Source organism: Candidatus Methanomassiliicoccus intestinalis Issoire-Mx1, from assembly GCF_000404225.1.
Taxonomy (GTDB): domain Archaea; phylum Thermoplasmatota; class Thermoplasmata; order Methanomassiliicoccales; family Methanomassiliicoccaceae; genus Methanomassiliicoccus_A; species Methanomassiliicoccus_A intestinalis.
In genome coordinates this window covers 1,426,441-1,453,301 of sequence record NC_021353.1, presented here as the reverse complement: position 1 = coordinate 1,453,301, position 26,861 = coordinate 1,426,441, and the positions used below count along the sequence as shown (strand labels likewise).

Here is a 26,861-nt window from a genome sequence, read left to right as displayed (position 1 = left end):
AAATTTGTAGAATAAATGTTTTGGTCATATATCTTTAATTATCCGTGAATATCTTCCAAGTACTTTCACAAATGCAGCTTTTTTGTTTAATTCTGCCGTTGCTTTTGAGGCGCGCTCGCTCCAATCCATGTCTGCATAGAATACATATTCCCAAGGATGATTCTTTCTTGGCCTTGATTCTAGCCTGGTAAGATTAACATTGTTCTCTGCAAAATATTTCAAGGCTTCGCATAATGAGCCGGGAGCATCTTTTACAGCAAATGCTATTGAAAAACGATCTCCTTCTTGTTTTTCAGGATTCTTTTCTATAACAAAAAATCTGGTGTAATTCAGAGGTTCATTTTGTATATTCTCTGCTGCAATTTTCATGTTATATTCTTCTGCCGCGCGTCTTGATGCTATCGCGGCTTCTTCTTCAGAACCGTCATCCGCAATCATTTTTACTGACCCTGCTGTATCGTATGCAGACATTATTTCCCACGGCATTTCGTTAAGGTATTTGCTGCATTGCCCCAATGCCTGTGGGTGAGAATACACTCTTTTAATTTTAGATAAGTCTGAATCAGGTTGTATTATCAGACAATGCTTAATCTGAACGACAGTCTCTTTAGTAACTGTAAGATCATTTTCCAGTAAAAGATCATTTACTTGTGTAACGCTGCCATGAAGTGAATTTTCTACAGGAACTACGCCGTGGGTAGCATCTCCGCAGGCTACTTTTGAAAACAGCTCATAAAAATCATGGCAGGGTAACGTTTCAGAGTCGCCGAACAGCTTATTGCATGCATCTTCGCTGTATGCCCCTTTGATTCCTTGAAATGCAATCCGAAGGTTCATATCAATTTCCTTACCAAACTCTTAGGAATATCATATACACATTTTTCAGCTTCTGAATTGCTAAGACCTGCCCCCATTGCAATCTGAATCGCTCTCTCTTCTGTGATCAAGTCTTTAGGTGAGTGGGTATCTGTATCAACTACCATGTTTGCGCCATATTTTTTTGCTACAGCAGCGACATGCCCGTTCGTCAATGCATGAGATGGTCGAGACGTAATCTCTAAAGCGATGCCATTGTCTGCAGCTAATTTAGCATCGTCTTCAGTAATGAATCCTGGGTGAGCTAAAATATCAACATACTCGCACACAACAGATGCATGGTTTGTTCCTGGTGCTACTGGTTCAGATATGGTTTCTCCATGTATAACTACAATTTTTGCCCCCATCTTTTTAGCTTTTTCAGAAACTTCTGAAATTTTAGACGGCGGGACATGTGTAATTTCCACTCCAGGAAGAACCTTTAATCCATATTCTTCAGCAAGAATTGCATCCTTTGTACATTTTGAAATTATGTCTTCTAGATTGCTCAGCGATGCATGATCTGTAAATGCTATTGCTTCATGGTTCATTACCGCTGCTCTTCTTGCTAATTCTATTGGTAAAAGCTCTCCGTCACTGAGAAATGTATGCATATGCAAGTCAATTCTCATTCTTTTGAACCCCCATGTCGGCGAGTTAATTTCCCAAAGACTTCATCCATTGGAAGTCCTAAATATTCATACATCACAAGTTGGTGATAGATTAGATCAGCAGCTTCCCAAATCTGTGCATCTCTGTCTTTGCCTTTGCCTGCGATTGCTACCTCACCTGCTTCCTCTATGACCTTTTTTAGAACCTTATCCTCATCATTGAGAAGAGCATTTGTGTAGCTGCCTTCTTTTGGATTTTCTTTTCTGTCATGAATGACTCTAACGAGCTCAGGTATTATCGCTGCTGTTTTTTCGGTGCTTCCATATAGCACTTCATCAAAGCAAGATGGTTTATCAAGATGGCATGCATTGCCAGTCTGTTTTACCTTTACAAGCAGTGTGTCAGCATCACAGTCTGTCTGAATGGAGACTATGTTCTGTACGTTTCCAGATGTTTCTCCTTTCATCCATAATTTTTGTCGGGATCTCGACCAGAAGTGTGTTTTTCCAGTGGTGAGCATCTTTTCATATGCTTCTTCATTCGCCCAAGCCACCATTAAAACTTCATTGGTCAGATAATCTTGAACAACTACTGGTATTAACCCATTAGAATCATAAGTCAATTTCATCTCACGAGCACTCCTTTATCGCGAAGGTATGCTTTCACATCATTTACAGTATATGTGCCGTAATGGAATATGGAAGCTGCCAGTGCTGCGGAGGCATTGGTCTGTGAAAATACTTCGTAAATATGTTCCAATGTGCCACAGCCACCAGATGCTATGACTGGTATGTTTACTTGATCCGCTATTTTTTCTGTTAATTCCAAATCATATCCATTTGTTGTTCCATCTGCATCCATACTAGTCAATAGTATTTCTCCGGCACCAAGATCTTCAACTTTTTGAGCCCACTCTAAACAGTCTAGATCTACTTTATTTCTGCCGCCGTGTGTGTAAACATTCCACGACTCTCCATCTTTTTTAGCATCAATGGCAACTACCACGCATTGGCTTCCGAATTCTTCAGCACATTCAGATATGATGTCTGGATTCTGAACTGCGGCACTGTTCATTGACACTTTATCTGCTCCTGCTTTTAGCGCAGCGCGCATATCCTCCTTAGACCGGATTCCGCCGCCGACAGTCAGTGGAACAAAAATCTTTTCTGCGGTTTTTTCTACTATATTTAGAAGTGTTTCTCTTGCATCTGATGTAGCAGTAATATCTAAAAATGTGATCTCATCAGCACCCTGCTGTTCATACATGTGAGCAAGATCTGGCGGGTATCCGATTCCCTTGAGATTCTGGAATTTAACTCCTTTCACAACCTTTCCATCTGTAACATCTAGGCATGGTATTATTCTCTTAGTAAGCAATCAGTCACTCTCCATAATTACTTTACTTTTAGTGCTCAATAGGTCCTTTCTAACAACTACTGCATTTTTCAGGGCTTTACCCAGTGCTTTGAATGACGCTTCGATGATGTGATGATCATCGAAACCACGATAAACCAATATGTGCAGCGTTATCCCCGAAGCCATTGAAAATGAGCGGAAGAAATGTAAGTATAAATCGTCTGGACAATCAGCATCACACCATGGTCTGTCCACTATATCGACAGATGCCATGACTAGGGCATCATCCATTGGTAGTGTGAAAAATGAAACACGCTCCACTGGTTCCTCTCCCAGCGCTGATTTAAAAGCTCTGCCCAACGCTATAGCAACATCTTCAATTAGATGATGCGTATTATCTCCAGTTGCAGTTATATTGAGATCGAATGAACTGTATCTGCTGAATGTTTCAAGCATATGTTTGAAAAACTGATCATCTACGCATACTGCAGATGCGCCTGTGCCATCAAGGTCAATTTTTATAGAAATATCAGTCTCTTTAGTTTTTCTTTTTAAACTTGCCGCCCTCATTTTTGTTTCCTCCATATATCTTCTGGCATTATGGCGCCTGTGTATATCGCCATTCCAACCACTGCAAATTCTATGCCGATCTTTTCTAACAGGGCTATATCCGACTTGCTTGAAATGCCGCCAGATTCGATGATTGGATGAGGGCACATAGCTCTAAAACTCTCAGTCTCTTCTACATTTATGCCCTTGTTCTGACCCTCTACATCAACATTAGTGTGCAGTACACCTTTTAACGGCAGCTCTGACGTGTTTCTGAGAATACTTTCTAATGATTCTGGTGAGGATTCTTTCCACCCTTTTACCTGGATCATTCCTTTCTTAACGTCCAATGCCAGAATGACGCGGTATGGGTATGAATCTGCTAGATCTTTCAGCCATTTAATGTCCATAACTGCGCGGGTTCCAACTACGATATCAACGCCTAGTTCTAGCAGCGACTCTGCTTTTTCTGTAGTTCTTATGCCCCCGCCGACTTCGATCTGTACATTTGTATGATCAACTATTGATGAAATCGCAGATAGGTTATCGCCGTTGCTCATAGCAGCATCCAAGTCTACAACATGCAGACGTTCTGCTCCCTTATCTTCCCAGGATTTTGCGACACTCCACGGATCAGGCAGACTGATTTTTTCTGTTCCTGGTTTCCCGCCTACCAATTGGACAGCTCTTCCTCCGAGGATATCAACTGCTGGGATTACAATCATAATTTTTCCTCAATGAACTTTACAAAATTTTTTAGAAATATAGCACCAGAAGCTCCGCTCTTTTCTGGATGAAACTGTACAGCTACAGTGTTCTTCTTTCTCATTATTGATGGAAACGTTTCATAATATTCAGTAGTTCCTTTGATGATATCTTCTTCTGGATTGGCCCTATATGAATGTGCAAAATAGAAATATGGTGATTCTACATCTGTGAAATATTTGTCTTCTGTTGTTACTTTATTCCATCCCATGTGAGGAATTTTTTCACCATGAATCTTCTCTACTCTGCCTTTCATAAATCCTATCCCAGGTATTGATCCTTCTTCACTTTCTTCGAATAATATATGGGTCCCGATGCAGATTCCTAAACAGGGTGTACCAGCGTTCAATCTGTCTAATATTATTTCTCTGTATGGTTCTAGCTTCGCGGCTGCAGGATCAAACGCTCCAACACCCGGAAAGATCATCACTTCTGAATCCAAAAGATTTCTAACATTTGATTCTATAACAGGTCTTGCACCAGCTAATTCAAGTGCTTTTCTTATTGAATGCAGATTTCCAACCCCATAGTCAACAATGGACACTTTTACCTTCGGCCTTTGGCCGATTCTATATGAGTCATTGGATTCGGGATATTTTACTGAACGGCGAATCTCTACCACTCTTCGTTCACCTCTTTTATTTTACTCAAGAGCAGTTCATTCAATTCTTCTGTTCCGATTGTGGTCCGTACACAGTTTTCAAGCATTCTGCGTTTTCCAAAGTCACGAATCAAAATCCCCTTTGCAGCCAGTCTTGACACAAACTCATCAGAAGGTACTTTAACTCTAAACATAATGAAGTTCCCATCAGACGGGAATACTTCAAATCCGAGTTCTCTTAGTCCGTTGGATAGTTTTTCGCGCTGTTCCTTTACAATCTTCTGACCTTTTTCTAAATATTCTGTGTTCTGAAGTGCTGCGATCGCCACGGCTTCGCTTATCTTATTCAATGAATATGGAATTTTTACCTTTTGCATCATGGTTGCCAATTTCTTATTGGCTGCAAGATATCCGATTCTCATGCCAGCAAGCCCGTATGCTTTTGAAAAAGTTCTGGTTACTATCAGGTTATCAAATTCATTTACGTATGAGAGATACTCTTCTGAAGTGTACTCGGTATATGCTTCATCCACGATTATCGGGCGATCATATTCTTCGATCAGTCTTTTCACATCAGCTCTTTTGAAACAATTGGATGTTGGATTATTTGGAGTACACAGAATAATCATTTTACTCTTCTTTTCTAGCATTCCATCTACGTCCAGTTGGAATCCCGGGAGTAAGTCAACAGTTTCGAAACATCCTCCGTTTATCTTTACGAAGAAGCTGTGCAGTACATATGACGGGTGTGGGGCGACAACAACGTCACCGGATTCTAAAAATGATTTAAATGATACATCCAGAAGTTCATCAGATCCATTTCCTACAACGAAATTGTCTGCCTCTAAATTATATCTTTCAGCCAATGCTTTACGCAGATCATCAGAGTATGGAGACGGGTATTGATTAACTTCCATGTCCATACACTCTTCAAGTACTTTTTTCACTGCCGGGTTGGGTCCAACTACATTTACTGATGTATCCATCCTGATGGCTTTTACCTTTGGATTATAATATAATTCTAGATCTCTTACAGTGCTTCGACGCAATTCTTCCATTACGGCACCATCCTGTCAATTGGTACGATTAATATGCCTGAAGCTCCAAGCTTTTTGAGTTTGTTTACTGTATTATATATCTGTGATTTATCAATAACAACATGAATTGCCACAACATCATCTCTCCCTGCGATATTCATGACGGTTGGGCCGTCTATTCCGGGTAAAAATGTTCTCACCTCGTCCAATACAGCCACCGGCACGTCTGCCATCAGGTACTTTTTATGTTCAGCAATTTCTACACTTTCAAGCGCGTTGGCAAGCTCTTCCAGTTCCTTCATTTTTTCAGAGTGTAGGTTTTTAGATGCTATCAAAACGGCCTGAGAATCTGAGATAACTGCTAGTTCTCTGAGATTGTTGCTTTTTAAAGTGCTCCCGCTTGATACCAAATCTGTAATAAAATCAGCCACACCCATGCGTGGCATTACTTCAGCAGCTCCGGAGATGACTGCGATTTCTACTTTTTTACCTATACTTTCGAAGAACTGTTTCGTCATATTGGGAAATGAAGTCGCAACCCTGGAACCATCGGCAATGTCTTCAAGAGAGTTAATTCCTGAGGACTCGGGAACAGCTACTGAAAGCCTGCATTTTCCGAACCCCATTTCCCTTACAAGTTCTACCCCATTGCCGTTTTCTAGAACAAGATCCCAACCAGTAATGCCTGCATCGACCGCACCGGTTTGCACAAACCGCACTATATCTTGAGCTCTTAGAAATAGAACAGAGAAATTTCCATTTTTAACAGATGCAAAGAGAAGTCTGTCTCCCCCGTTTTCTATCTCTAACCCAGCACGCTTCAGCATCTCTAATGAGCGCTCATTTAATCGTCCTTTGTTTGGTACAGCCAGTTTGATGGGCATCTGATTCACCAGTATATATGTGGGGGCAATCATTGCTCCCATATATTAAGAATCTTGCCTAGCTGGTTACAGCTGTATTTTCATCATAAATACGGATAGTATACGGCATTGTTCTGTTGAGTATTTCTCAGTCAATGATCTTTCCAGATGATGTGTAGCTGTAAGCTCCAGAGATATCTATCCTAACGACCTCTTCTGAATATGTGTTCAATCTTTCTAATGCTTCTTCGTGCGGATGCCCATATGAATTATCCTTGCCACATGATATTACGGATATGGATGGTGTAACAGCCTGTAGGAAATCACTGGAACTTGATGATTTAGATCCGTGATGGCCCACTTTAAGTATGTCAGTATCAAGTTCATCCGAATAGCTCTGCAGCATCTCCATTTCAACATTATCTGGAGCATCACCGGTAAATAAGAATGAATGCGATTCGCAACTCATTCGTATGACGATGCTTGCTGAATTAGCATCATTCTTTGTTTTGCTGTCTACAGATAACACTCTGAAATTTTCAGTGGTACTTAAATTTAAATAATCCCCAGCTGAAAAATCTCCTATGTGCTTTTCACAGCCTTCTTGATCTATTGCGCTTAGCAGATTGGTATATGTTGCACTCTTAGCTGTTTTTTTGCACATGTATACACTCAAAACATCATACTCATCTAAAACTGCTTCTGCACCCGCAATGTGATCGTAATCCGGATGCGTCAGTATCATGGCATCTATCTTTTCTACGTGGTAATTTTTTAACTGCTCAATAAGCTTTGGAGCATATTCTGTTTTCTTATTCAAAGGGACTCCAGCATCAATCAGGATTGTTTTGTTGTCTGATGTGAATATTAATGCGGAATCGGCCTGCCCAACGTCTAGGAAATTAACTCTTACATTTTCAGGATAGCTTTCTTCACCATTCTCGAATATGTGAAAATGGAATTGGTTATTTCCGTTTTTATAATTCTCATAATCCAATTCAATATTCCATATTCCGGCAGTTAACCCATTGTCTGCTTCAAATGTCAGTTTTTCATTGGAATCCATTAATCCATCATTATCTGTGTCCTGAAAGCTTACCCGCACATTATCAAATGACAGTGTATATTCAGATCCGCCAAGTGATCCTCTGCACTGTTTTCCAGTTTCAGGGTCATACACAATCACCGTGACTTCTTCTACCTTTGGAATTGGGTATAGATCTCCCAAGACTATCTCTACTGTCTTGTCATCTATCTTGTATGACTGACTTGATGTAGAAGTAAATCCGGTTCTGTCATTCTCTTCTTCGATTGTCCAAACTGCGAATACTGTAATATCTTTATTGATCTGAGTGTCTGAGGTTACATTATTGCCAGATCCGTCAGTTTTAGTATTCCATCCTACAAAGATCATACCGTTTTCGGATGAAGGTGCACTTGGCATATTGTTCCCGATTGTTGGGTGAGCAGGATCAATATTTATCCTAAAATATTCGGCATTTCCATTGATAAATGTAACTTCATACTCTTTTGATCCCTCGTTATCTGATACCTCATCAGATAGTGCTGGGTACACCAATATGCAAATTACTAGTAAAATTATGATTATCGCAATTATTCCTTTTGCAGATTTGGACATCTGTCGTGTATATGTTTCGTATCTTTATAGTTTTTTTACTAAAATTCAATTTTAGTTATTGACGATTCATCAAAGCGAACTCTGCACAATTGTGGAAGAACTCCCTTCATTGCGATTTTTGAATTTACTGCTACAAAGGCGCCATCGACTCCATCAATGCTGCATACTATATCCATTGCTTTTTTTATCACATCTTCTTCATCGGATGTTACTAAATTTCCTAATCTTGTAGCGCATGCATCAGCAAGACACACATCATTCGATATGACCACTGATGCATCCGATACGCCGAATGATATGGACGGCCCTATGCTGGCAGAGGATGTACACATTCCTAAGATCTGATTTACTGGATCGATGTGAAAGCCCACATCCTTAAGCGCAGGTGCGAATATTCCGATATTTACTGGTTTTTCTAAAACCATTGCAATGTCGCCGCCATTCTCAACTATGCAGTGTCTTGACCCTTCATCCATTGCGGTCTGAACCGCTTTCTCTGCAATTGCACCCGCCACGGCGGCCATTGGCCCAACCCCTGCTTTTTTTGCGGCTTTGCACATTTTTATAATAATCTCTTCACCGCTAACTTCCAAAGGCTCTAGTGACCACTGGAACTCAGGAAAATCCATTATGCATTGTTTGATTATTTCTCTAGAATCAAAAATTGAATTTTGAATGGATGAGACATATTCTTCATCACAGATGATCGTAACAGCAGTCTCTTCCACTTCAAAATGTTTATGAATTATCATATTTTTAGAACCATTGCGTTCAGGGGGCAGGCTTCAACACACAGAAAGCAGCCTATGCATTTTTCGGTGTTGAATTTGACAACCCAGGTATCTCTGTCCATATCTATTGCTTCAGCAGGACAGATCGAAACGCATAATCCACAGTTTGTACATTTCATTTCATCTTTGGACACGAAGTCGCATACTTCTTTCACAGAAACTCCGCGGTCGCGAAGGTATTTTAGGCCGGCACCAATGCATTTTTCTTCTCCTTCTATTTCTAAGAGAAGTTTTCCTCCGCCGTCTATTATTTTAGCCTGAAGTATGTTGAATCTCAAATTGTAATCTTTCACAAGAACGTATGTAATGGGCTCATTAGCTTGTCCCGGTACAAATTTTAGCTTAACTTTCTTTTTAACCATTATTTAGCCACCTCGTCTTTTGTGCAGATATTCAATGGTTTTTGTTTGCGTTCTTCTGGAAGTTTTTCAACAGGTTGTGTAAGCAGAAATTCTCCATTGGCTATCATATTTTTCAGCTTATCTGCGATCACGCGGGCCTTGTTATATGAGGATAAAGATGAAGTTTTAATGCTCTTTCCCAGGATCTCTACGCTGCCGCTTTTAAGTTCTGCATAGCTTACTTCACCTATTGGACGTCTGTCTCTCGATTGTTCTGAATAGTCCAATACTGGTGCATAGATATCCTTATCTGCAGTAACTGCAGTTTTCATCAGATTTTCATCCAATATCGGTATTGGAACTCCTATACCAACACCAAGTGAAACGCCATACCCATGAATGCTCATTCCTCTCAGGAATTCACTACTCATTCCTTTCAAATCTCCGATCACTGCCAGTGTACGTGCAGATGCTGATGGTACGCCATTTCTTATGGGTACATTAGTTTTGTATTGTGTACCCTCCCACGCTACATATCCGATCCCGCCGCCCAGAAATATCCTTGTACCTATTCCTATTGTACGCAGAGTTGGATCTTTGAGCAGTGGTGAAAGCTGTCCAGCACTGCTGTATGTCATGTTTCCATATTGTGGAAGCAGTTTTCCCATGTACGTAAACAAAGTCTTCTCTGAAGAATTTGTAGCAACTGCATAGTTTTGATACATGTTCCTTGGATTGTATAAGTATGCTTGATTTAGAGTTTTTAGTGATATGTATGTATCTATTTCCTTTCTTGGATAGCAGTCTGTCCCAGGGGCGGTTGCTTTAAGATGTACAGCCTCTCCATTTACGAGCGACTCTATTACGTGAGCTCCGCCATATCCGTGTTCTGAATCGGGACGTTCATCGGTAGCACCTATGTATGCATCTACTGCAGCTAAACCAGCACATACAGGAACCCCGTTTAATGTAACATTTGACATACGAATCGGTGGTTCCGAGTGTCCAAAATTTACAAACGCTCCTGATGAACACATAGCTCCAAATGTGCCTGTAGTCACGACGTCTACTTCTTCCGTTGCCTTTTCAATGCCCTTGCTCTCAGCGAGTGCAATGGCTTCTTCAGCTGTCATGACAACTGCGTCGCCACTTTTTATTTTGGCGTTTATTTCATCGTATGTCCTTTTCATTGTATTAGCCTCACATCATCTTTTTTGCTACAGCTAATTCGGCATTAAGCACAGATCCACCTGCCCCACCGCGCAGAGTGTTATGTGATAGTACGAACATCTTGAAATAATTGTCTTTTTCGCGGATTCTTCCAACTGTACATGCCATTCCACGTGCTCTAGCAGGTGTCCCGGCAAAAGCATCGCATGCAGGCTGCGGGCGGTCTGGTTCATCGCGTACGATAATCGGCGCAATCGGTGCAGACGGTAGCTGTAGTTTTTGAGGTTCTGCTGTGAATGAACGTATCACTCCAGCCAGTTTATCTACGTCAGCATCTTTGGACAGATTGAATACCAGCGATTCAAGATGGCCGTCTATTACAGGTACGCGGACGCAGTTGGAAAGTACATTTACATTTGCGTCTATGAATCTTGAACCATTATAGTCTCCCAGTATCTTTGCTAATTCCATCTCCATTTTTTCTTCTTCATTTTTAATATATGGCACTACATTGCATAATATGTCTAATGATGGAACTCCTGGATACCCAGCACCGGAAACTGCCTGATATGTGGATATGCATACCATTTTTAGTCCAAATGACGTATCAATTGCTTTCAGAGGCACAGCAATGCCGGTTGTTGAACAATTGGCATTTGTAACTATATATCCACCGTTGCTGTATGTTTTCTGCTGTTTAATCGCTTCCAAGTGAGATGAATTGCATTCGGGAATAAGCAGAGGAACGTCATCCCTCATCCTGTGGTTAGCCGCATTTGAAAAAACAGCTACGCCCAAATCTGCCAGATCACTCTCGATTGGACCGGCGATATCTGAAGGAAGACCAGAAAATGCAATTCTATTCAGCTCTGAGATCTTTTTTGTTTCAAGACGCTCAATCGTCATATCCAGCGTTTCATCATTGAAGCTGTGATCTCTGACTTTGAGTACATCTTTGAGTTTTTTACCTTCTGAGCGTTCAGATGCGTATAATCCTCCGATTTCGAACCAGGGGTGATTTTCTAGAAGTTGTATGAACCGCTGACCAATCATCCCCGTAGCTCCCAGAACTGCTACATTTATTTTTGACATTTAATTGCCTCCAAAGTATTCTTTCCCTTCATTCATCATTTTGGTGAAGGCGTCTTTGTTATTTTTACGAGCTGCATCTTTTATTGTGTTTACTGAATCTACAAGACTACTAAGAACTTCTTGTTCGTAAGGGTTGAGATTTTGAATTTCGTAGTATAGCTGTGCATTATCGGATACTACATTGTGAGAGGTCTCTACCTGATCTTTAAATGTGGTGGATGCCACTCTTGACAATTCTGAATAACTTTTACCACTTCTATTCAATGTCTCAAAGAATGCAATGTTTGTGGCGTGGCTGAGTCCTAAAACATATGCCATTAGCTTATCATGCTCATCCAGATCAGTCTTAGTTATATTGGCACCGTCAAATAACTCTTCAGCTTTGTCGACGGCGCTGTATGATCCGCAGTTACATATGACAACATTTTCATCAATAATTGAATTAGTTTCAGGTCCAAACATTGGGTGCACTGAACAGACTTCTGCAATCTTACCGCCTTTCTTCAGAATCTCTGCAGACGGGGTCTTAACAGAAGAAACATCAAATATCAGTGCTGATGTGTTATATGACAGAACCTCTTCCAAAATCATTGGTGTATATGAAATAGGTACAGCAATAATTACAACTTCAGCCTCTAGAACTCCCTGCTTCAAATCTTTCTCGCAAGGATATTTTATATTTTCAGTCGTATCGTAGATCTTTATTTTGTGGCCTCGTGAAGCAAAGAATCTGCACAACCACTGCCCCATTTTTCCATTTCCTCCGATGATCAGCATTCTTTTTGATTTTGCTGGACGGGGAATTAGTCCTTGCTGCTCTATTGATTCATGAATGAGTAGTCTGGCTATTGTAGATGCCGAATCCTCGGACATTCCAAATTCTTTAGCTTTACTAACATATCTCCCAATGACTTTTTCTTCTACATCTGGAGCACGTAAAGGTAGAGAATCCGAGGCTTTTCTTTTACCCATTTCAACAGCGGCGGCCGTTCTGTTGGCCATCATGCGCAGTATTTCATTATCTATCTTCTCTATGCGCTTTCTAATGTCTTCTATATCTTCACGCAATAAAATCTCCCCTTAAACACAAATCAGTCAGTACTATCGCTGTTGCAGCCTCTACCGGGGCAACTGCTCTTGGAACTATACAGGGATCATGCCTTCCTTCAATCAGAAGTGTTTCTTTCTCCATCTTCCCAAGATTTACACTTTTCTGCTCTTTGAATATGGATGCTGTAGGTTTAAATGCAACTTTAAAATCCAGCGGCATGCCATTTGAAAGACCACCCAGTACACCGCCGGCATTGTTCGTATCAGTCTTAATCAGATAATCATCTACAACTGAATATGGATCATTATGAATGGATCCTCTCATCTTGGTAGCTTTGAATCCTGCTCCGAACTCTATTCCTTTTACACCGGGAATTGCAAACATCATTTTTGCAATCTCGCCATCTAATGTATCAAAAAACGGTTCTCCTACACCAACAGGCAATCCTTCAGTCAGGCATCGAACTATCCCGCCCACACTATCTCCATCATCTTTAGCGGTCAATATTTCATTCAGCATGTCTAGTGCAATTTCTGGATCAGCGGCATGAACTGGATTTTCTTTCGTTTCCCTTTTGATTTCTTTGAACGTGTGCTCTGCAGGATCATCTATCGATCCTATGCTCTGTGTGTAAGCGGCAATCTTAACGTCTATGCCAAGCAGCATTTCCTTTGCTATTGCACCAGCGGCGGTCAGCGGAGCAGTCATTCTTCCTGAGAATTGTCCGCCGCCGCGTATGTCATGGGCTGGACCATATTTCTCAAATGCAGGAAAATCTGCATGTCCTGGCCTGGGTATAATTTTAAACTTTTCATATTTTGAAGAGTCTGTATTGGAATTTTTAATCTGGATGACTAATGGAATTCCCGTTGTAACTTCGTCTTTTAATCCTGCAAGTACTTCCACTTTGTCTTCTTCTTTTCTTGGCGTGCCGATGAGTGCCACTGGTTTTCTACAGTCCACTTCTTTCTGGATATAATCTAGATCCAATTCTATTCCTGCAGGGATGCCGTCAATTACGCAGCCGATGCAAGTATCATGGCTTGCACCGAAAATTGTAACGCGGAATCTTGTTCCGATTGTGTTCACTTAACTTCCTCCAGATCCGCACCTAGAGTATTAAAATCCTTAATAAATGCTGGATATGATACATCATAGCAGCCGCCGTCTGTTATAATGGTCTTCCCGCTTGCTGACATTGCGGCAACCACAGCTGCCATTAATATGCGATGGTCTCCGTTTGGATTTACTGTACATCCAGTTAGATTGCATTTACCTCTTATGATGCAACCATCATCAGTCTCATCTATGTCGGCACCCATATTTCTTAAGAATGTGACTACTGCGGCTATCCTGTCGCTTTCTTTATGTTTCAGATGAGCTGCATTGTATAATGTAGTCACTCCTTCAGCCTGCGTTCCTATGACTGCTAAAATTGGAAATAGATCTGGGCAGTTCCCTATGTCGGCATTTATTCCCTCTAACTCTGATTTTACAACGGTCACAGAATCTCCAGATATGCTGATGTCTGCACCAAACTCTCTTAAAAAATCGATTATTAACCGGTCTCCTTGAACATCATTTGGATCCAATCCAGTTACTGTCACCTTTCCAGATATTGCACCAGCTCCAAGTGCGAATGCAGCAGATGAATAGTCTCCTGGGATGACATATTCTCTGGGCCTGTATGATTGTCCACCCATAACTCTGTAACCATCTTTAGTCTCACTGCATCTGACTCCAAATTGAGCCATCATGCTTGTTGTGATATCTATATATGGTTTTGATACAAGGGGCGATGTGATCACGATGTCCGTGTCTCTTGGTTTTAATGCAGAAGAGATCAACAATGATGATATGAACTGAGAAGAGACATCTCCTCTTATATGGGTCCACCTCCCATTATTTGGACCTCTAATCGTTATCCCCTTCGAAGTTGATACGCAGTAGACTCCCATTTCTGTAAACGCATTCAGCAATGGTTTCATAGGTCTTCCTTTTAAAGACTCATCTCCTGTAAGTGTGATATTATTGTCCATGAGGGAAGCTATTCCGCTGCACAATCTGAGGGTTGTTCCGGAATTGAGACAATCAATTGGTTCAATGGGGGCTTTCAGTCTTCCACCACGAATGCTCAGCTTATCATTGTCTTCTTTAATTGTTGCTCCAAATGCTTCCATTGCCTGTATTGTAGCTGTTGTATCTTTGCAAATCAGAGCTTTTTCTATTTTTGAAGTACCCTTAGCTAAGGAGGCTAGTACTATTGCCCGGTGTGTACAGCTTTTTGATGGGGGTGCAATAATCGTGCCACTTATTTCGGATGGTTTAACTTGAAGTTTCATTAAAATCCCCGTTATTTACATTAGCGACAATTAATCGATGCTCACCCATATTTTCTATGAATTTATCTAATTTATCCTTATTAACTACCATTATTGTTGCAGGCCCTGATCCTGTTAAACCCGAGGCGAGTGCACCGTTACATAATCCGCGTATTGATATTTCCTGATCAAGGTTGAATGCTGCTGAATAGCACATCCCATTAAGAGTCAAGGCTTCCCAATACTTTCCCTCGCTTGCTTTATCAAAAGCTATTCTTGCTATCGGAGTTACCGCTTTAATTCTGCTGCGGTCGAGGGATGGTTTTCTTATCTGGTACTCTGGAATATCGATTACAACTGCTACATCTTCTTCAAGATGTCTTCTTTTTATTAAATCATTTGAATTGTTATTTGTCAGTACAACTCCACCTAACATGGATGCGCAAGCATCATCAAAAGCTCCAGTTAGTGATACTCCGCAATCAATCGAAGCGGCAGTACCGATTCTTATTAGATCTAGGATATCGCAATCTATCGACAATGTATTTTTCATTGCCATCAGCACAGCATTGCACGCTGCACTGCTGCTTTTAAGCCCACGTGATACTGGTATATTTGAATTTAATTCCGCACATACTCTATATTCTTCACCGGGTGCAAATTTGTCTAAAAATCTTTCAATGCACAGGGTCACAAGCTGTGGAGATTCATCAACATCTGTTTTTATATAGATACCTTGACCAGAACTGATCGTAATTTCAGCTTCTGTTTTTAAGTCTATGCCGAATGCTGCACCATATCCAGTAGCCATGGCATTCACTATAGTTGCAGCACTGTATGCTGTTCCAGTCCCTTTCATCTTGTTTCACCATATGCCTTGGACATAACCGAATAGTCAGGCTTAAGCCCGGTCCAAGTTTCAAACGCATCCATGGCCTGATAGATTAACATTTCTCTTCCAGAAATTATATGCGCTCCGCATTCTTTGGCCTTTTCTAGAAACTTAGTAATTTCTGGAACCGGAACTGCATCCATCACTGTTTGATTTTTGTTAAACAAGCACTCCTGAAAAATAGATTCTTTCTCAAAACCTTCCATTCCTATTGGAGTGCAATTTATAATAATATCTGAGTCTGTATCTGCAGAATCAACCACTGTGCCATTAAACTCTTTTGCAAGTTTCTCTGCTTTTTCTTTTGTGCGGTTAGTGATCTTTATCTCTGAGTGCTCTTCTGAAAGGAATGCTGCGCATGCTCTAGCAGCACCTCCCGCTCCGATTATTAAAGAATTTTTATCCCGTACACAGACTCCAGCTGCCTTAAAAGACTCTCTAAATCCAGCTATATCAGTATTCATTCCTTTCAGCTGGTTCCCTTCATTCATTATGCAGTTTACAGCACCCGCATCTTCAGCCGTTTTGTCCACTTCATCAATATACTCCATTATTTTTTGTTTATAGGGTATAGTTACATTCATGCCCTTCATGCCGAGCACTCTGATGATATGTACGATCTTCTCCAGCTCATTCTCTTCACATCTAAATCTAAAATAATGTCCATTTATACCTAAGGATCTAAAAGCTGCATTATGCATGTCTGGAGACCTAGAATGACTAACTGGATTTCCGATTATGCCAGTCAAGCAGCAGCCTTTGCCAAGCTTTTTTAGTGACTTGACATCAATCTGTCCTGCGGCAGTTTCTTTGCCGATGCATGGTGATGCATATGTTATCTCAGATCCCAGGGTATCATAACATATTCTAGTCAACTCTCCCAATTCACCCATTCCGATCAGAATATAACTGCCAGTAAGATGCTGAGATGCAGTTATGATTTCATATAGATCCGTAACCGATCTCACATAGAACGCAGCTTTTGCAATGCATGCTTTTTTTTGTAGATTAGTTATAATCTTTTCAATAATCTCTGCGGGCGGAGTTTTTAAAAAGTCATGATATGAAACAATCTTTTTACAATTATCAAATTGCATATCTGATAGCTTAGAATCATATTCAATATCGATGTACTCAAAATATTTTGAGCATTCTCTAAAAAAATCCAAACGCTCCTCATCGAAATTGCATTTTCCACCTTGTGATAATGTTCTAAATGTAGCTATCTTCGGTACAGGTATTTTTTGGAATACACTCAGGTCCTGAGGTATTTCCTGTATGGAGTCAAATCTTACTTCTACAAGATCCGCCCCAATTGATGCTGAGTCAATGCCGACATTCACGGCATCCTCAGCAGATTGTTCTGATATAGCTGCACAGATCATTATAATTCCACGATCGTTTCATCGATAACTTGTCCAAAGTGGCGGCCGCCTTCTTCAATTCTAGCTAAAACGCAATCACCCACTTTCAGATCAGAAACTGATACCGTGCTATTTTTTGTGCAAAGGCGTATTGTTTCTGCATTTTGAAGAATTACGCTATGTTTTTTATTTTTGCATTCACCTTCGATTAAGACCAGTGGACGTTTTTCGACTTTAGCCCTTCCCACGTTAACCTTTCTTGCAACACCATCACTCTTTACTGCAAGAAGCTCATCTCCAGATCCAATTTCTGACAGATACTTTGTACGTCCAGATGATGTCATGACATATGCATGTACAGCACCAGCATTGACTCTAAATGGCCTTGAAGCTACATACTCACTTTCTAGGCTTTCAGATGCAATCAAAAACAAGCAGGATGATTGAGACCCTACAAGCATTCCTTCTCCTACTTCTAATATGGAACAGGTATCTATACACACACGGTCTCCAATACCTAGTGTCTCTATTTTTGTTATTTTCACTTCATTAAGACATACTGGTTCATTCTTTTCGATTAAGAACGCATACTTGCTCAAATCTGCTGGATTAGAGATGTTAACCAGAATACCATCGGATCCTACTTCCATAGTTTCTAAAAACAATTTTGCATCGTCTGGATTTGATGACGAAACAATCAAATTTGTGATTGTTTTTTGGAATGCAGTTATCAGATTTTCCAATGGTATGACTTTCCAATTTTCGGTAGATATAACTACATTTTCTATCTTGCCGGCGAGAGTGGCTGCAAAGTCCTGATCTTTAGACGATGTTATTACGACTTCTTCTCCTATTTTTTTACCATCTAATATGTAGTCGCCATCATTGTAGATTATTGCATTGAATCTACCTAGATGTTTAAGCTGTTCATCTTCTGCTCTAATAATTATATCTGTAAATCCTGCTTCAAGTGCTGAAGATACTATCGATTTTCGATCATCATACTCCTCAAGCAGGTCTGCTCTAATCCAAACGATCTTTTTATCCATGCCAAATCACTCTAGAAATCTTATCGCTTCATCAACACTCAGATCATCAAATACAATTCCAGATATGGCTTTTGTTATTCCTACTACATTTTGATGCTGGAATACATTTCTTCCAATACTAGTTCCGCTTGCTCCAGCATCTATTGAGTCGCGTACCATCTGTAGAATTTCTTTAGTGGATGACATCTGCGGGCCGCCTGCTACTAATACAGGAATCGAAACCCCTCTTGTAACCTCTTTAAATGTATCAATATCTCCAGTGTATGACGTTTTTACAATGTCAGCTCCTAATTCTTGAGCTATGCGAGCACAACGTTTTATCATATCGACATCGAAGCTGTCTTTTATTTTCTGTCCGCGCGGGTATACCATTGCCAGCAGTGGCATTCCCCATTCTGTGCATTCTCTCGAAACGTATCCAAAGTCTCTCAGCATTTCAGCTTCAGTGTCCGCTCCGATATTTACGTGAATTGAGACTGCATCAGCGCCCATCTTTAGTGCTTCTGTAACTTCACAGACTAATACGCGGGAATTAGGGTCGATTGATAATGAAGATGATGCGGACATGTGAACAATCAAACCAACATCTCTGCCTAGCGCACGGTGTCCATAGGGTATTGCACCTTTGTGTTCGATAACCGCTGTAGCACCACCTTCTGCTACTTTATCCACTGTATCCTTCAGATCAACGATTCCTGGGATTGGTCCCATTGAAACTCCGTGGTCTAAAGGTACCACAACTGCCTTTTTCGTGTTCCTATCTAATATTCTTTCTATTCTAATTTCTTTACCGGACATAGTAGTCTCATGCTAGACAAACTCTAGCACGTATATAATCTTTTACTATCACTTCTTCATAAACAATTAAAATTAAGCTCATATCAGGCTTATTCAGGGCCTATAGTTGCTATATCTGAAAAGTAAGCGTTGTTTTTGTGCTCTTTTTGAAAAACTTTTGGGGGTTTCAATATTGTAATTTTCCAAGAATTGGACTCTTTTTCATTGGTGCTGAATATAACACCTGCCGCATCACAAATGCTGCATTCTACTATTTTCCCAGAATATAATATTGGTGAATTAGTCTCGATTGAATTATTGCAACACGGACACATTATTCTGCCACGTTCATCCCGCTCAGTTGGAACGACATCTTCTGAAAAAAATGCTTTTACTGGTATATCTATATAGTAGTTTTTTTTTGGATCAAGCACAACTCTTCCGATTATGCGCTCATCTTCGTTTGGTTTTTTTAATATCATGACTAATCCACATTTTGGACATTCTGTTTTACATTCTGCGTCTGAACTGAATTTTAAAGCATCTTTTGATCCGCAGGATGGACAGTTTCTTACCATAACCCTTTCATCTTCTTCTGTAGGGTATGCCGCCCAGGTGTATTTGTCATGAAGATCTATTGCCAGTACTCTCATTTTTTTTGGAACGTCTTTTATTTGATACATTTTCACTCTTTTTTCGTTTGTATCAATATATTTTCCCCTGATGCCGCACTGAAAACAAATCCATTCACCGCGAGTGGCGGCCAAACCACTTTTACCTATTGGAGTTTTACATTGTGGGCATAGATATGTAGTAATCCGGCTGCCACAGATGATCTTTTCATCAGTTTCAAATTTTCCGCAGTCTCCGGAATTAAACTCTACAATTTGTACGCGATCACTCATCTAACTCGAATCCCTCTTTCTATATGAAAAATATCCTAGATCAATATCGGCAATGACATTTGTTCCCCGAAGTTAGTCATCATTTTTTATAAAACTGATCTTAGATTTTTAAATGCATACTACAAAATATTACACCGTAATACGACAAATTACATTAGTTATTTATGTAATTCCTATTCAGAGTTTATGATACCTTGCCAAAATCTCAACCTATTGTAACAAGACTTCCATTGGAGCTAGTAAATTGGTTAGATGAAAAAGTAGAAAAACGCGATTTCGCTAGCAGGTCTCATGGCGTAGTATGGTGCATCTCGAAAATGATGGAAAAAGAACAAGAGGAGCAAAAGGAGAACAAAGATAGTAATGATTGATGTTTGTTTCAAGCATCAGATCATTGGTCTTTGTCCAGAGATCATGAAAACTACCCTGTCTCCAATATTGCAGGCATGATCTGCAATCCGCTCTAAGTATCGTGACGCTAATATGGCTTCAGCTCCAACAGAAACGCTAGTTTTACATTTTTGATTTTCTTTTATATAATCCAGTGACTCTTTTAAGGTCAGTTTCCACAATTCATCGATCGTATCATCTCTGCAGGATATGCTTTTAGCTAGTTCGATGTCTCTGGTTACAAAACTTCTAATCGCATCCGACACAAGCAGCAGAACCTCATCGATCATCGTAATCAATGCTTGTGGAACATCTTTTGACTTATCTGGGTCTCCGGTTTCTGCCAGATCTCTGCCATACCTTCCTATTCTATTGAGATCCGTTATTATTTTTAATATCGAAGATACTGTTCTGAGATCCACCGCTAAAGGCTGATGGAGAGCTATAATATCCAGACAGTGTTTCTCAATCGTCTGATCCATTACGTGCAGCTCATAATCCAGATTTTTCATCTCTTCAAGATACTGAGGATCCCCTTCTACAAATGCCTTGGTTCCAGTTTTTATCATCGTTTCTGCCAAAGCACCCATCTGGATCATTTCTTGATCCAGATTTTTCATCTCCTGTGTAAAGACAGTTCTTGAAGCCATTATCCCATTCTCCCCGTCAAATACTGCTCTGTGAGCTCTTTTTCTGGTTTTTCAAATAATTTTTTAGTTGGACCGTATTCGACAAGGTCGCCCATATAGAAAAATGCTGTCCTGTCAGCTACTCTAGCAGCCTGCTGCATATTGTGGGTTACAATAACCACGGTATAATCTTTACGCAGATCGACTAACAAATCCTCTATCTTTGCAGTTGCTATTGGATCAAGTGCTGAACAAGGCTCATCAAATAAAATTACTTCCGGCTCGATGGACATTGTTCTCGCTATGCACAATCTCTGTTGCTGGCCGCCAGACAAATCATACGCAGACTTATTTAGTCTGTCTTTAACCTCGTCCCAGAGGGCAGCGCGTCTTAGACATTTTTCAACGATTTGGTCTAATTCGTCTTTTGTTGGTTTCCTGCGTACGATCTTCTCTTTGTTGGTTCTGGGATCTTTCTTAACTTCCTCTACACCGTGTATTTTAGGTGCGAACACTATATTCTCATAAATGCTTTTAGGAAATGGGTTGGGTTTTTGAAATACCATTCCGACGTCTTTTCTTAAGTCTACGGGATCAATATCATTTGCTAAGACGTTTTTGCCATCCAATAGTATTTCGCCTTCTATTTTTGTAGATGGTATGAGATCATTCATTCTATTGAGGCATCTGAGAAATGTTGATTTTCCGCATCCAGATGGTCCGATTATTGCAGTGATTTCTTTTTCATATATCTCGATACTGACATCTTTCAGCACATGTTTTGTATCGAACCAAAGATTCAGATCTTTTACTTCTATTTTTGATATTTGATCACCACTTGTATTTTTCACGATACCTGCTACGCAATGTAGCAGCAGCTAGATTCATCACCATCATGATTATAATCAGAACAAGTGCTGCCCCATATGCCATGGGGTATGCACTAGCTCTATCTGATGCGGAAGTCATCATGTATATATAATATGGTAGAGCCTGGAACTGGTCGAATATAGATAAAGGAATTGCTGCATTTATAGCAACTCCCGTAAGCAGCAGAGGAGCCGTCTCTCCTCCGGCTCTGGATAGTGATAAAATAATTCCTGTAATTATTCCCGATGCGGAATATGGAAGAATATGATGCAGAATTGTCTGCCATTTTGTAGCTCCCAGTCCTATGGATGCATCATATATTGAGCTGGGAATTGCCTCCAAGGCTTCTTTGGTGGATACCATTACAATCGGAAGAATCATCAAACTCAGTGTAATTGCAGCAGAAATCAAACTTAATCCAAATGCTAAATAGTATACGAATATACCAACACCCAGCAATGCCCAGACTATTGATGGCACTCCGGCCAGATTGTTAACTGTCATCCATATATATCGGGACCATTTATACGGCCTGCAGTATTCTACCAAGAACACGGCTCCGAAAACTCCAATGGGGATTGCAATTATCAAAACAAGCCCCATCAGCATTAAAGTCCCTATTATGGGGCTGAGTATTCCACCAGATACTAAAGCTCCGGAATCATTTGGCATTGGATTCTGTGTCAAGAAATCCCAGCTTATCGTACCGGCACCGTTTACAATTACGAACATTATGATGATTGTTAAAAATGCAATGACTGCCGCCGCACAGCCTCTAAATATCCAGAAGAACACGCGCTCTTTATTTTTGCGGCTCATCATCATTTATATGTCTCCTGATATTTTGAAAGGACCATATCTGCTATTAAATTAATCACAAATGTTATAATAAACAGAAGCAGACCAACTGCAAATAGTCCTTGATATTGTAATGATCCAATGGCTGCTTCCGGAACATCAATCGCAAGTGCCGCAGTCATTGTCCTCACCGATGTAAGAATGTCAAATGAGAATTGCGATGCATTTCCTGTAGCCATCAGCACAGCCATTGTTTCTCCAACTGCTCTTCCGATTGCTAGAGCAATGGAGGCGATTATGCCTGGCAGTGCTGCTGGAATGATCACTCCTTTTATGGTCTCCCATCTGGTAGCTCCCATTGCGTAGGATGCTTCTCTGAGGTTTCTAGGTACAGCGTTCAGTGCTTCTTCAGAAATTGAAACTTGAATGGGAATCATCATTATTGCTAGAATTATAGCACCGTTTAGTGCATTTAATCTATATAATGGATCAAACAACTCCATTATCCAGTTGGAAAGAACCAATGCCGCAAACAAACCATATATTACAGAAGGTACGCCGGCTAATATTTCAATCGCCGGTTTTAATATCTTTTTTATTTTAGAATCTGCCAGTTCTGACAGATATATTGTACAGCCAAGCCCTATCGGGATGGCAATTATCGCACCTACAAAACTTACAAGCAGCGTGCCTGAAAGAAGCGGCAGCACGCCCCACATGGCTTCGCTGCCAAACGGATCCCACTGTGTACCAGTGAAGAAGTTTGTAAGGCCTACACTTTGAAAAAATGGAATCGAGTTGGTAATTAAAAATATAAACACAAGCGCAAGAATAAGAACAGAAAAGATACCACATACTCCTAGCACTCCAGTGATGCCACTTTCTGCATAACGGCGAACTCGGTTCTCTCGTTTATATATCTTAATTTCCATTCTGTTTTCCCACCCATTCATCCGCTAGTGATTCTTCTGCATAACCTACGCCCACATAACCAATTCCGCCCAGGTTATTTTCCACTTCAGCTACAATAAGTGCGTTTGATGAAAATTGTTGCATTTTGATACTGTAGCTTTCCCCATCCAATATCGCTTCTTTAAAGTAATCATAACTTCCCGATGCACTGTCTCTTCCATACAGTACGATTGGACAATCATATCCTCCCAGCTCGCTCCAGTTTGTATATGTCCCATTGTATATACCTTTCAAATCTTCAAGCGTGATATTCGTCACTGGATTGTCCTTATGAACAACTATTGCCAAAGCATCGTATGCCACTATCCATTCAATAATGTTCACATTATTGCTTTTTGCACTTTCCAACTCGATCTCCTTTATATCTCTGGATGATTGTGCGGCATCTACAAAGCCATTTATCAAGTTAGTTATTCCTGTTCCAGATCCAGGAGTATTGAGTAATACCTTAATGCCGTATTTTTCTTGAAAATCATTTGCCCACAACGTTGCCAAATCACCTAGCGTTGTGGACCCGCTTTGAGTTATCTCGCCGTTTCCATAATTATTGTTGATTGTGCCGCTATTCAGCTGAATCTCCATCTTGTTCTTTACTTCAGAAGTAACCGGATAAAAACCTGCATTTTTAACATAACGCTGGCCATCATCTGAATAGATATATTCAAGCCACCTGTATAAAGAACTGTTTTCTGCCGGCACTCCATCAGTATAGATGTATAAAGGCCGTGTAATCGGATACTCTTCTGGATTTTCTAAAGGTGAATAGCTGATATTCTCTTCATTTTGAACGCTTAAAACACCGACACCTGGAAAATTCATGCTAGTGAACATAGCTAATACTGCAGAGATTACGAGAAGTACTGCAAATCCTCCAGCTACTAGCTTGTTGCCCATTTATTCACATCCAAACGGGTTATAAATCTTAAATTAAATTTCAAATTATATAGATTACCTATATACTGTAATTATTTTTTACATAATACACTTGTTATATTGTTAAACTATATTGTATGTATATCCAATTGTATGTAAATCATATTTAGTCGAAAAGAATATATTGCATCGTACTTTTACATATCTAGGTAGTTCTATGCCAAACAATACTGAATCTAGAAAAGTGCAAAAAACAGGTACATCAACAATTACTGTGTCCCTTCCTAAAAGCTGGATAGATTCTAATAACATTAAAGCAGGCGACAGGGTGAATATGTGTATAACGGATGATGGTACACTATGCATAGATGCCGGCGAGAGAAAAAAATCTACGCCAGCCAAGAGTATCATCGAAGTGGATGAAGGCGAAGCAGAGCACTTGGGCCGCAAGCTCATCGGGGCATATCTCGCAGGCTTTGATATAATCGAGGTAAAGTCCAAAGAGAGAATCGATTTGGAGATGAAACATGTTATTAAGGCATTCTCAAGACTGGTTATAGGACCTGAAGTTATAGAAGAAACCAGTAATTCGATCACCCTGCACGATCTATCGGATCCTGTAGAACTGCCACAGAAAAAATGCGTACGAAGGATGCATCTTCTCGTGGGCTCCATGTACAAGGATGCAATAACATCCTATGTTTCATTGGATTCTGCTCTTGCAGAAGACGTGATTGATAGGGATCAGGATATTGACAGGTTGTATTGGATGACTGTGAAACAGTTCAATCTGATCCAAAAAGACCGTAAACTTGCTGAGATTGTAGGCACCAACATCTATGATTCTATGAGCTTAATGCTTGTTGCAAGAGCTATTGAACGCATAGGCGACCATGCAGAAAAAATTGCAAAACATGTACTTGAGAGAAAATCTCAAAAATCATCGCAGGATGAGATGGATACGATTATTAAATTCAGCGAAGAAAGCATAAACATATTATCACTGGCTACAGAGTCATTTTTCTCTAGAGATGTTAATAAGGCAAATAAAGTCATAGACTCTGCTGACGAGCTGTCTGAGAGAATAAAGGAAACCTCATACTCCAGTCAAAATGATTTTACTGCTGAAGTAATGTCAATATTGGACTCAGTAAGTCGAGTTGCAATGTATTCAGCAGATATCGCAGAGCTTGCAATCAACGATGCCATGAGATCAGTTGATACTTCAAATGCCAACTAAGTTTAAATGCTGAAGCGTAAAAGAGCAGCAATCCCTCCGATGGATTCAAGCTTTTTTCCAGCTTCAAAATTTTCACTTATAACCACTACCTTTCCTCGGGCCTCTTCAACCTGATTCATAATCGATTCCACGTTGTTTTTTCTTATCTCTGAATCAAGAACTAATAACGTGTCGATGGCGCTCATATCCGCAGCGTGTTTAACGTCCAATGGACCATATGAGATTAGGTTGTCTTTGGCTATTCTTTCTAATGCTTCTTCTACGAGCTTAGTCTCCATGGAGATTCTGGAATCCTTTATGACCTCTGCCCCCATTCCGGACTTCATAAGCTCCTGGATACCAGCTGTACCTGCCTGCCCTGTATGATATATGTATGAATTTGCGAAGATCTCTGGTTCTTTTGATTTCCCCAGAGACATTAAAGTCTCTTTGGCGAATCCCGGGCCGAGTATAACAATTGGAGTTCCTGGTTCATAGCTCATTTTTATTTTTTCCAGCACTTCTCCGTAAAAGTCTCCGGATTCTTTCTGATCATACATTTTTCCAGATGAAGATGCATTTATTGTTGCAATTTCCTGAATTCCAAACTGCCTGGACGCTGCCAAATACGCCTCATCAGTCTCGATGGCTATGAACAATATCTTTGGCTTTTTGGAATCATCAACTGCTCTTGCAATCCGTTCTAAAGCTACTTTGCTCCACTCTTCTTTTCTGATTGTAAGATTTTCTCTTTCACTCAATATCAGTGTGTGATGGGCACCTATATCCTGCGGTCCCTCTTCGATCACACCTAATATGCGGAGTCTTGATTCAGAATCATGAAACTCTATTTTCTCAACCCTGATTCCTAAAACCATTCTCTTCTTTTCTGCACGTTCTGCACGGATCTTATCTGCCTTTACTTCATCCCGTCTGAATGTGACAGCTATTACAATATCTCCAGGGTTGATAATATTGTATAAATGCCACAGGTCGTCGAGAGTCTCAATAAGAACTTTGATCTCTCCTGTTTGTTCTTCTTGATTGAGAACGCGCATGAGAATCTCATACATCAAAGGT

At 40.3% G+C, this 26,861-nt stretch carries 29 protein-coding genes; 1 reads left to right on the top strand and 28 read right to left on the bottom strand.

Annotated features, from left to right (window positions below):
- Positions 1–24: 24 nt before the first annotated feature.
- From pheA to H729_RS09530, 27 genes are all read right to left on the bottom strand, one after another.
- Positions 25–837 (bottom strand): prephenate dehydratase, encoded by an 813-nt coding sequence (gene pheA / locus H729_RS06950; protein WP_020449303.1) that lies wholly within the window; start codon positions 835–837, stop codon positions 25–27.
- Positions 834–1,487, bottom strand: a complete 654-nt coding sequence (locus H729_RS06945; protein WP_020449302.1) for a histidinol phosphate phosphatase domain-containing protein — start codon at positions 1,485–1,487, stop codon at positions 834–836. Before H729_RS06945 ends, pheA begins: the two co-directional genes overlap by 4 nt.
- Entirely contained in the window at positions 1,484–2,095 is a 612-nt protein-coding gene (gene hisIE / locus H729_RS06940) for a bifunctional phosphoribosyl-AMP cyclohydrolase/phosphoribosyl-ATP diphosphatase HisIE (RefSeq protein WP_020449301.1), read from the bottom strand. The genes H729_RS06945 and hisIE overlap by 4 nt, the downstream gene beginning before the upstream one ends.
- Positions 2,092–2,844: an imidazole glycerol phosphate synthase subunit HisF gene (hisF, locus tag H729_RS06935; protein WP_020449300.1), complete on the bottom strand. Its 753-nt coding sequence runs from the start codon at positions 2,842–2,844 to the stop codon at positions 2,092–2,094. The genes hisIE and hisF overlap by 4 nt, the downstream gene beginning before the upstream one ends.
- Positions 2,845–3,393, bottom strand: coding sequence for an imidazoleglycerol-phosphate dehydratase (locus tag H729_RS06930; RefSeq protein ID WP_048134024.1), 549 nt, complete (start codon positions 3,391–3,393; stop codon positions 2,845–2,847).
- Positions 3,390–4,097 (bottom strand): 1-(5-phosphoribosyl)-5-[(5-phosphoribosylamino)methylideneamino]imidazole-4-carboxamide isomerase, encoded by a 708-nt coding sequence (locus H729_RS06925; RefSeq protein WP_020449298.1) that lies wholly within the window; start codon positions 4,095–4,097, stop codon positions 3,390–3,392. The genes H729_RS06930 and H729_RS06925 overlap by 4 nt, the downstream gene beginning before the upstream one ends.
- Positions 4,094–4,759 (bottom strand): imidazole glycerol phosphate synthase subunit HisH, encoded by a 666-nt coding sequence (hisH, locus tag H729_RS06920; RefSeq protein ID WP_020449297.1) that lies wholly within the window; start codon positions 4,757–4,759, stop codon positions 4,094–4,096. Before hisH ends, H729_RS06925 begins: the two co-directional genes overlap by 4 nt.
- Positions 4,753–5,796 carry a histidinol-phosphate transaminase gene (hisC, locus tag H729_RS06915; protein WP_020449296.1) on the bottom strand — a complete coding sequence of 348 codons (1,044 nt, stop codon included), beginning with the start codon at positions 5,794–5,796 and terminating at the stop codon, positions 4,753–4,755. The genes hisH and hisC overlap by 7 nt, the downstream gene beginning before the upstream one ends.
- Entirely contained in the window at positions 5,796–6,659 is an 864-nt protein-coding gene (hisG, locus tag H729_RS06910) for an ATP phosphoribosyltransferase (RefSeq protein WP_020449295.1), read from the bottom strand. Before hisG ends, hisC begins: the two co-directional genes overlap by 1 nt.
- Before the next feature lie 127 nt (positions 6,660–6,786).
- Complete coding sequence (locus H729_RS09535; protein ID WP_020449294.1) at positions 6,787–8,277, bottom strand: ComEC/Rec2 family competence protein; 1,491 nt, start codon at positions 8,275–8,277, stop codon at positions 6,787–6,789.
- A gap of 38 nt (positions 8,278–8,315) precedes the next feature.
- Positions 8,316–9,029, bottom strand: a complete 714-nt coding sequence (locus H729_RS06900) for a UPF0280 family protein (protein ID WP_020449293.1) — start codon at positions 9,027–9,029, stop codon at positions 8,316–8,318.
- Positions 9,026–9,430: an NIL domain-containing protein gene (locus H729_RS06895; RefSeq protein WP_020449292.1), complete on the bottom strand. Its 405-nt coding sequence runs from the start codon at positions 9,428–9,430 to the stop codon at positions 9,026–9,028. Before H729_RS06895 ends, H729_RS06900 begins: the two co-directional genes overlap by 4 nt.
- On the bottom strand, positions 9,430–10,599 hold the full coding sequence (locus H729_RS06890; RefSeq protein ID WP_020449291.1) for a homocysteine biosynthesis protein: 1,170 nt from the start codon (positions 10,597–10,599) through the stop codon (positions 9,430–9,432). Before H729_RS06890 ends, H729_RS06895 begins: the two co-directional genes overlap by 1 nt.
- Positions 10,600–10,609: 10 nt before the next feature.
- The gene (gene asd, locus H729_RS06885) at positions 10,610–11,671 is read right to left on the bottom strand and encodes an aspartate-semialdehyde dehydrogenase (protein ID WP_020449290.1); all 1,062 of its coding nucleotides are present in this window, start codon (positions 11,669–11,671) and stop codon (positions 10,610–10,612) included.
- On the bottom strand, positions 11,672–12,739 hold the full coding sequence (locus tag H729_RS06880) for a prephenate dehydrogenase/arogenate dehydrogenase family protein (protein ID WP_020449289.1): 1,068 nt from the start codon (positions 12,737–12,739) through the stop codon (positions 11,672–11,674). It abuts the gene before it with no gap.
- Positions 12,732–13,811 (bottom strand): chorismate synthase, encoded by a 1,080-nt coding sequence (gene aroC, locus H729_RS06875; RefSeq protein WP_020449288.1) that lies wholly within the window; start codon positions 13,809–13,811, stop codon positions 12,732–12,734. The genes H729_RS06880 and aroC overlap by 8 nt, the downstream gene beginning before the upstream one ends.
- The gene (aroA, locus tag H729_RS06870) at positions 13,808–15,064 is read right to left on the bottom strand and encodes a 3-phosphoshikimate 1-carboxyvinyltransferase (protein WP_020449287.1); all 1,257 of its coding nucleotides are present in this window, start codon (positions 15,062–15,064) and stop codon (positions 13,808–13,810) included. The genes aroC and aroA overlap by 4 nt, the downstream gene beginning before the upstream one ends.
- Positions 15,048–15,902: a shikimate kinase gene (locus H729_RS06865; RefSeq protein ID WP_020449286.1), complete on the bottom strand. Its 855-nt coding sequence runs from the start codon at positions 15,900–15,902 to the stop codon at positions 15,048–15,050. Before H729_RS06865 ends, aroA begins: the two co-directional genes overlap by 17 nt.
- The gene (locus H729_RS06860) at positions 15,899–17,320 is read right to left on the bottom strand and encodes a shikimate dehydrogenase (RefSeq protein WP_020449285.1); all 1,422 of its coding nucleotides are present in this window, start codon (positions 17,318–17,320) and stop codon (positions 15,899–15,901) included. Before H729_RS06860 ends, H729_RS06865 begins: the two co-directional genes overlap by 4 nt.
- A complete protein-coding gene (locus tag H729_RS06855) occupies positions 17,320–18,348 on the bottom strand; it encodes a 3-dehydroquinate synthase II (protein WP_020449284.1) in 1,029 nt (342 codons plus the stop codon). Before H729_RS06855 ends, H729_RS06860 begins: the two co-directional genes overlap by 1 nt.
- A 6-nt stretch (positions 18,349–18,354) precedes the next feature.
- On the bottom strand, positions 18,355–19,146 hold the full coding sequence (locus H729_RS06850) for a 2-amino-3,7-dideoxy-D-threo-hept-6-ulosonate synthase (RefSeq protein WP_020449283.1): 792 nt from the start codon (positions 19,144–19,146) through the stop codon (positions 18,355–18,357).
- Positions 19,147–19,235: 89 nt separating this feature from the next.
- Entirely contained in the window at positions 19,236–19,808 is a 573-nt protein-coding gene (locus tag H729_RS06845) for a hypothetical protein (protein ID WP_147554409.1), read from the bottom strand.
- Between the two features lie 608 nt (positions 19,809–20,416).
- Complete coding sequence (phoU, locus tag H729_RS06840; protein ID WP_020449281.1) at positions 20,417–21,070, bottom strand: phosphate signaling complex protein PhoU; 654 nt, start codon at positions 21,068–21,070, stop codon at positions 20,417–20,419.
- Entirely contained in the window at positions 21,070–21,903 is an 834-nt protein-coding gene (gene pstB, locus H729_RS06835) for a phosphate ABC transporter ATP-binding protein PstB (RefSeq protein ID WP_394295672.1), read from the bottom strand. Before pstB ends, phoU begins: the two co-directional genes overlap by 1 nt.
- Complete coding sequence (gene pstA, locus H729_RS06830; RefSeq protein ID WP_020449279.1) at positions 21,881–22,744, bottom strand: phosphate ABC transporter permease PstA; 864 nt, start codon at positions 22,742–22,744, stop codon at positions 21,881–21,883. The genes pstB and pstA overlap by 23 nt, the downstream gene beginning before the upstream one ends.
- Positions 22,741–23,649 carry a phosphate ABC transporter permease subunit PstC gene (pstC, locus tag H729_RS06825; RefSeq protein ID WP_052312456.1) on the bottom strand — a complete coding sequence of 303 codons (909 nt, stop codon included), beginning with the start codon at positions 23,647–23,649 and terminating at the stop codon, positions 22,741–22,743. Before pstC ends, pstA begins: the two co-directional genes overlap by 4 nt.
- Positions 23,639–24,583: a PstS family phosphate ABC transporter substrate-binding protein gene (locus tag H729_RS09530; protein ID WP_020449277.1), complete on the bottom strand. Its 945-nt coding sequence runs from the start codon at positions 24,581–24,583 to the stop codon at positions 23,639–23,641. Before H729_RS09530 ends, pstC begins: the two co-directional genes overlap by 11 nt.
- Before the next feature lie 196 nt (positions 24,584–24,779).
- Between H729_RS09530 and H729_RS06815 the strand changes: the two genes are divergently transcribed.
- A complete protein-coding gene (locus tag H729_RS06815; RefSeq protein WP_020449276.1) occupies positions 24,780–25,802 on the top strand; it encodes a PhoU domain-containing protein in 1,023 nt (340 codons plus the stop codon).
- Positions 25,803–25,804: 2 nt separating this feature from the next.
- Here the strand turns inward: H729_RS06815 and H729_RS06810 are convergent, their stop codons facing one another.
- Positions 25,805–26,854: an mRNA surveillance protein pelota gene (locus H729_RS06810; protein ID WP_020449275.1), complete on the bottom strand. Its 1,050-nt coding sequence runs from the start codon at positions 26,852–26,854 to the stop codon at positions 25,805–25,807.
- Positions 26,855–26,861 lie beyond the last annotated feature (7 nt).

Excerpts from the sequence above, each read along its gene's own strand:
- pheA (WP_020449303.1), bottom strand. The coding sequence starts at position 837 with ATGAACCTTCGGATTGCATTTCAAGGAATCAAAGGGGCATACAGCGAA.
- H729_RS06945 (WP_020449302.1), bottom strand. The coding sequence starts at position 1,487 with ATGAGAATTGACTTGCATATGCATACATTTCTCAGTGACGGAGAGCTT.
- hisIE (WP_020449301.1), bottom strand. The coding sequence starts at position 2,095 with ATGAAATTGACTTATGATTCTAATGGGTTAATACCAGTAGTTGTTCAA.
- H729_RS06930 (WP_048134024.1), bottom strand. The coding sequence starts at position 3,393 with ATGAGGGCGGCAAGTTTAAAAAGAAAAACTAAAGAGACTGATATTTCT.
- H729_RS06925 (WP_020449298.1), bottom strand. The coding sequence starts at position 4,097 with ATGATTGTAATCCCAGCAGTTGATATCCTCGGAGGAAGAGCTGTCCAA.
- hisC (WP_020449296.1), bottom strand. The coding sequence starts at position 5,796 with ATGGAAGAATTGCGTCGAAGCACTGTAAGAGATCTAGAATTATATTAT.
- hisG (WP_020449295.1), bottom strand. The coding sequence starts at position 6,659 with ATGCCCATCAAACTGGCTGTACCAAACAAAGGACGATTAAATGAGCGC.
- H729_RS09535 (WP_020449294.1), bottom strand. The coding sequence starts at position 8,277 with ATGTCCAAATCTGCAAAAGGAATAATTGCGATAATCATAATTTTACTA.
- H729_RS06900 (WP_020449293.1), bottom strand. The coding sequence starts at position 9,029 with ATGATAATTCATAAACATTTTGAAGTGGAAGAGACTGCTGTTACGATC.
- H729_RS06895 (WP_020449292.1), bottom strand. The coding sequence starts at position 9,430 with ATGGTTAAAAAGAAAGTTAAGCTAAAATTTGTACCGGGACAAGCTAAT.
- H729_RS06890 (WP_020449291.1), bottom strand. The coding sequence starts at position 10,599 with ATGAAAAGGACATACGATGAAATAAACGCCAAAATAAAAAGTGGCGAC.
- asd (WP_020449290.1), bottom strand. The coding sequence starts at position 11,671 with ATGTCAAAAATAAATGTAGCAGTTCTGGGAGCTACGGGGATGATTGGT.
- aroA (WP_020449287.1), bottom strand. The coding sequence starts at position 15,064 with ATGAAACTTCAAGTTAAACCATCCGAAATAAGTGGCACGATTATTGCA.
- H729_RS06865 (WP_020449286.1), bottom strand. The coding sequence starts at position 15,902 with ATGAAAGGGACTGGAACAGCATACAGTGCTGCAACTATAGTGAATGCC.
- H729_RS06860 (WP_020449285.1), bottom strand. The coding sequence starts at position 17,320 with ATGATCTGTGCAGCTATATCAGAACAATCTGCTGAGGATGCCGTGAAT.
- H729_RS06855 (WP_020449284.1), bottom strand. The coding sequence starts at position 18,348 with ATGGATAAAAAGATCGTTTGGATTAGAGCAGACCTGCTTGAGGAGTAT.
- H729_RS06850 (WP_020449283.1), bottom strand. The coding sequence starts at position 19,146 with ATGTCCGGTAAAGAAATTAGAATAGAAAGAATATTAGATAGGAACACG.
- H729_RS06845 (WP_147554409.1), bottom strand. The coding sequence starts at position 19,808 with ATGTATCAAATAAAAGACGTTCCAAAAAAAATGAGAGTACTGGCAATA.
- phoU (WP_020449281.1), bottom strand. The coding sequence starts at position 21,070 with ATGGCTTCAAGAACTGTCTTTACACAGGAGATGAAAAATCTGGATCAA.
- pstA (WP_020449279.1), bottom strand. The coding sequence starts at position 22,744 with ATGATGATGAGCCGCAAAAATAAAGAGCGCGTGTTCTTCTGGATATTT.
- pstC (WP_052312456.1), bottom strand. The coding sequence starts at position 23,649 with ATGGAAATTAAGATATATAAACGAGAGAACCGAGTTCGCCGTTATGCA.
- H729_RS09530 (WP_020449277.1), bottom strand. The coding sequence starts at position 24,583 with ATGGGCAACAAGCTAGTAGCTGGAGGATTTGCAGTACTTCTCGTAATC.
- H729_RS06815 (WP_020449276.1), top strand. The coding sequence starts at position 24,780 with ATGCCAAACAATACTGAATCTAGAAAAGTGCAAAAAACAGGTACATCA.
- H729_RS06810 (WP_020449275.1), bottom strand. The coding sequence starts at position 26,854 with ATGTATGAGATTCTCATGCGCGTTCTCAATCAAGAAGAACAAACAGGA.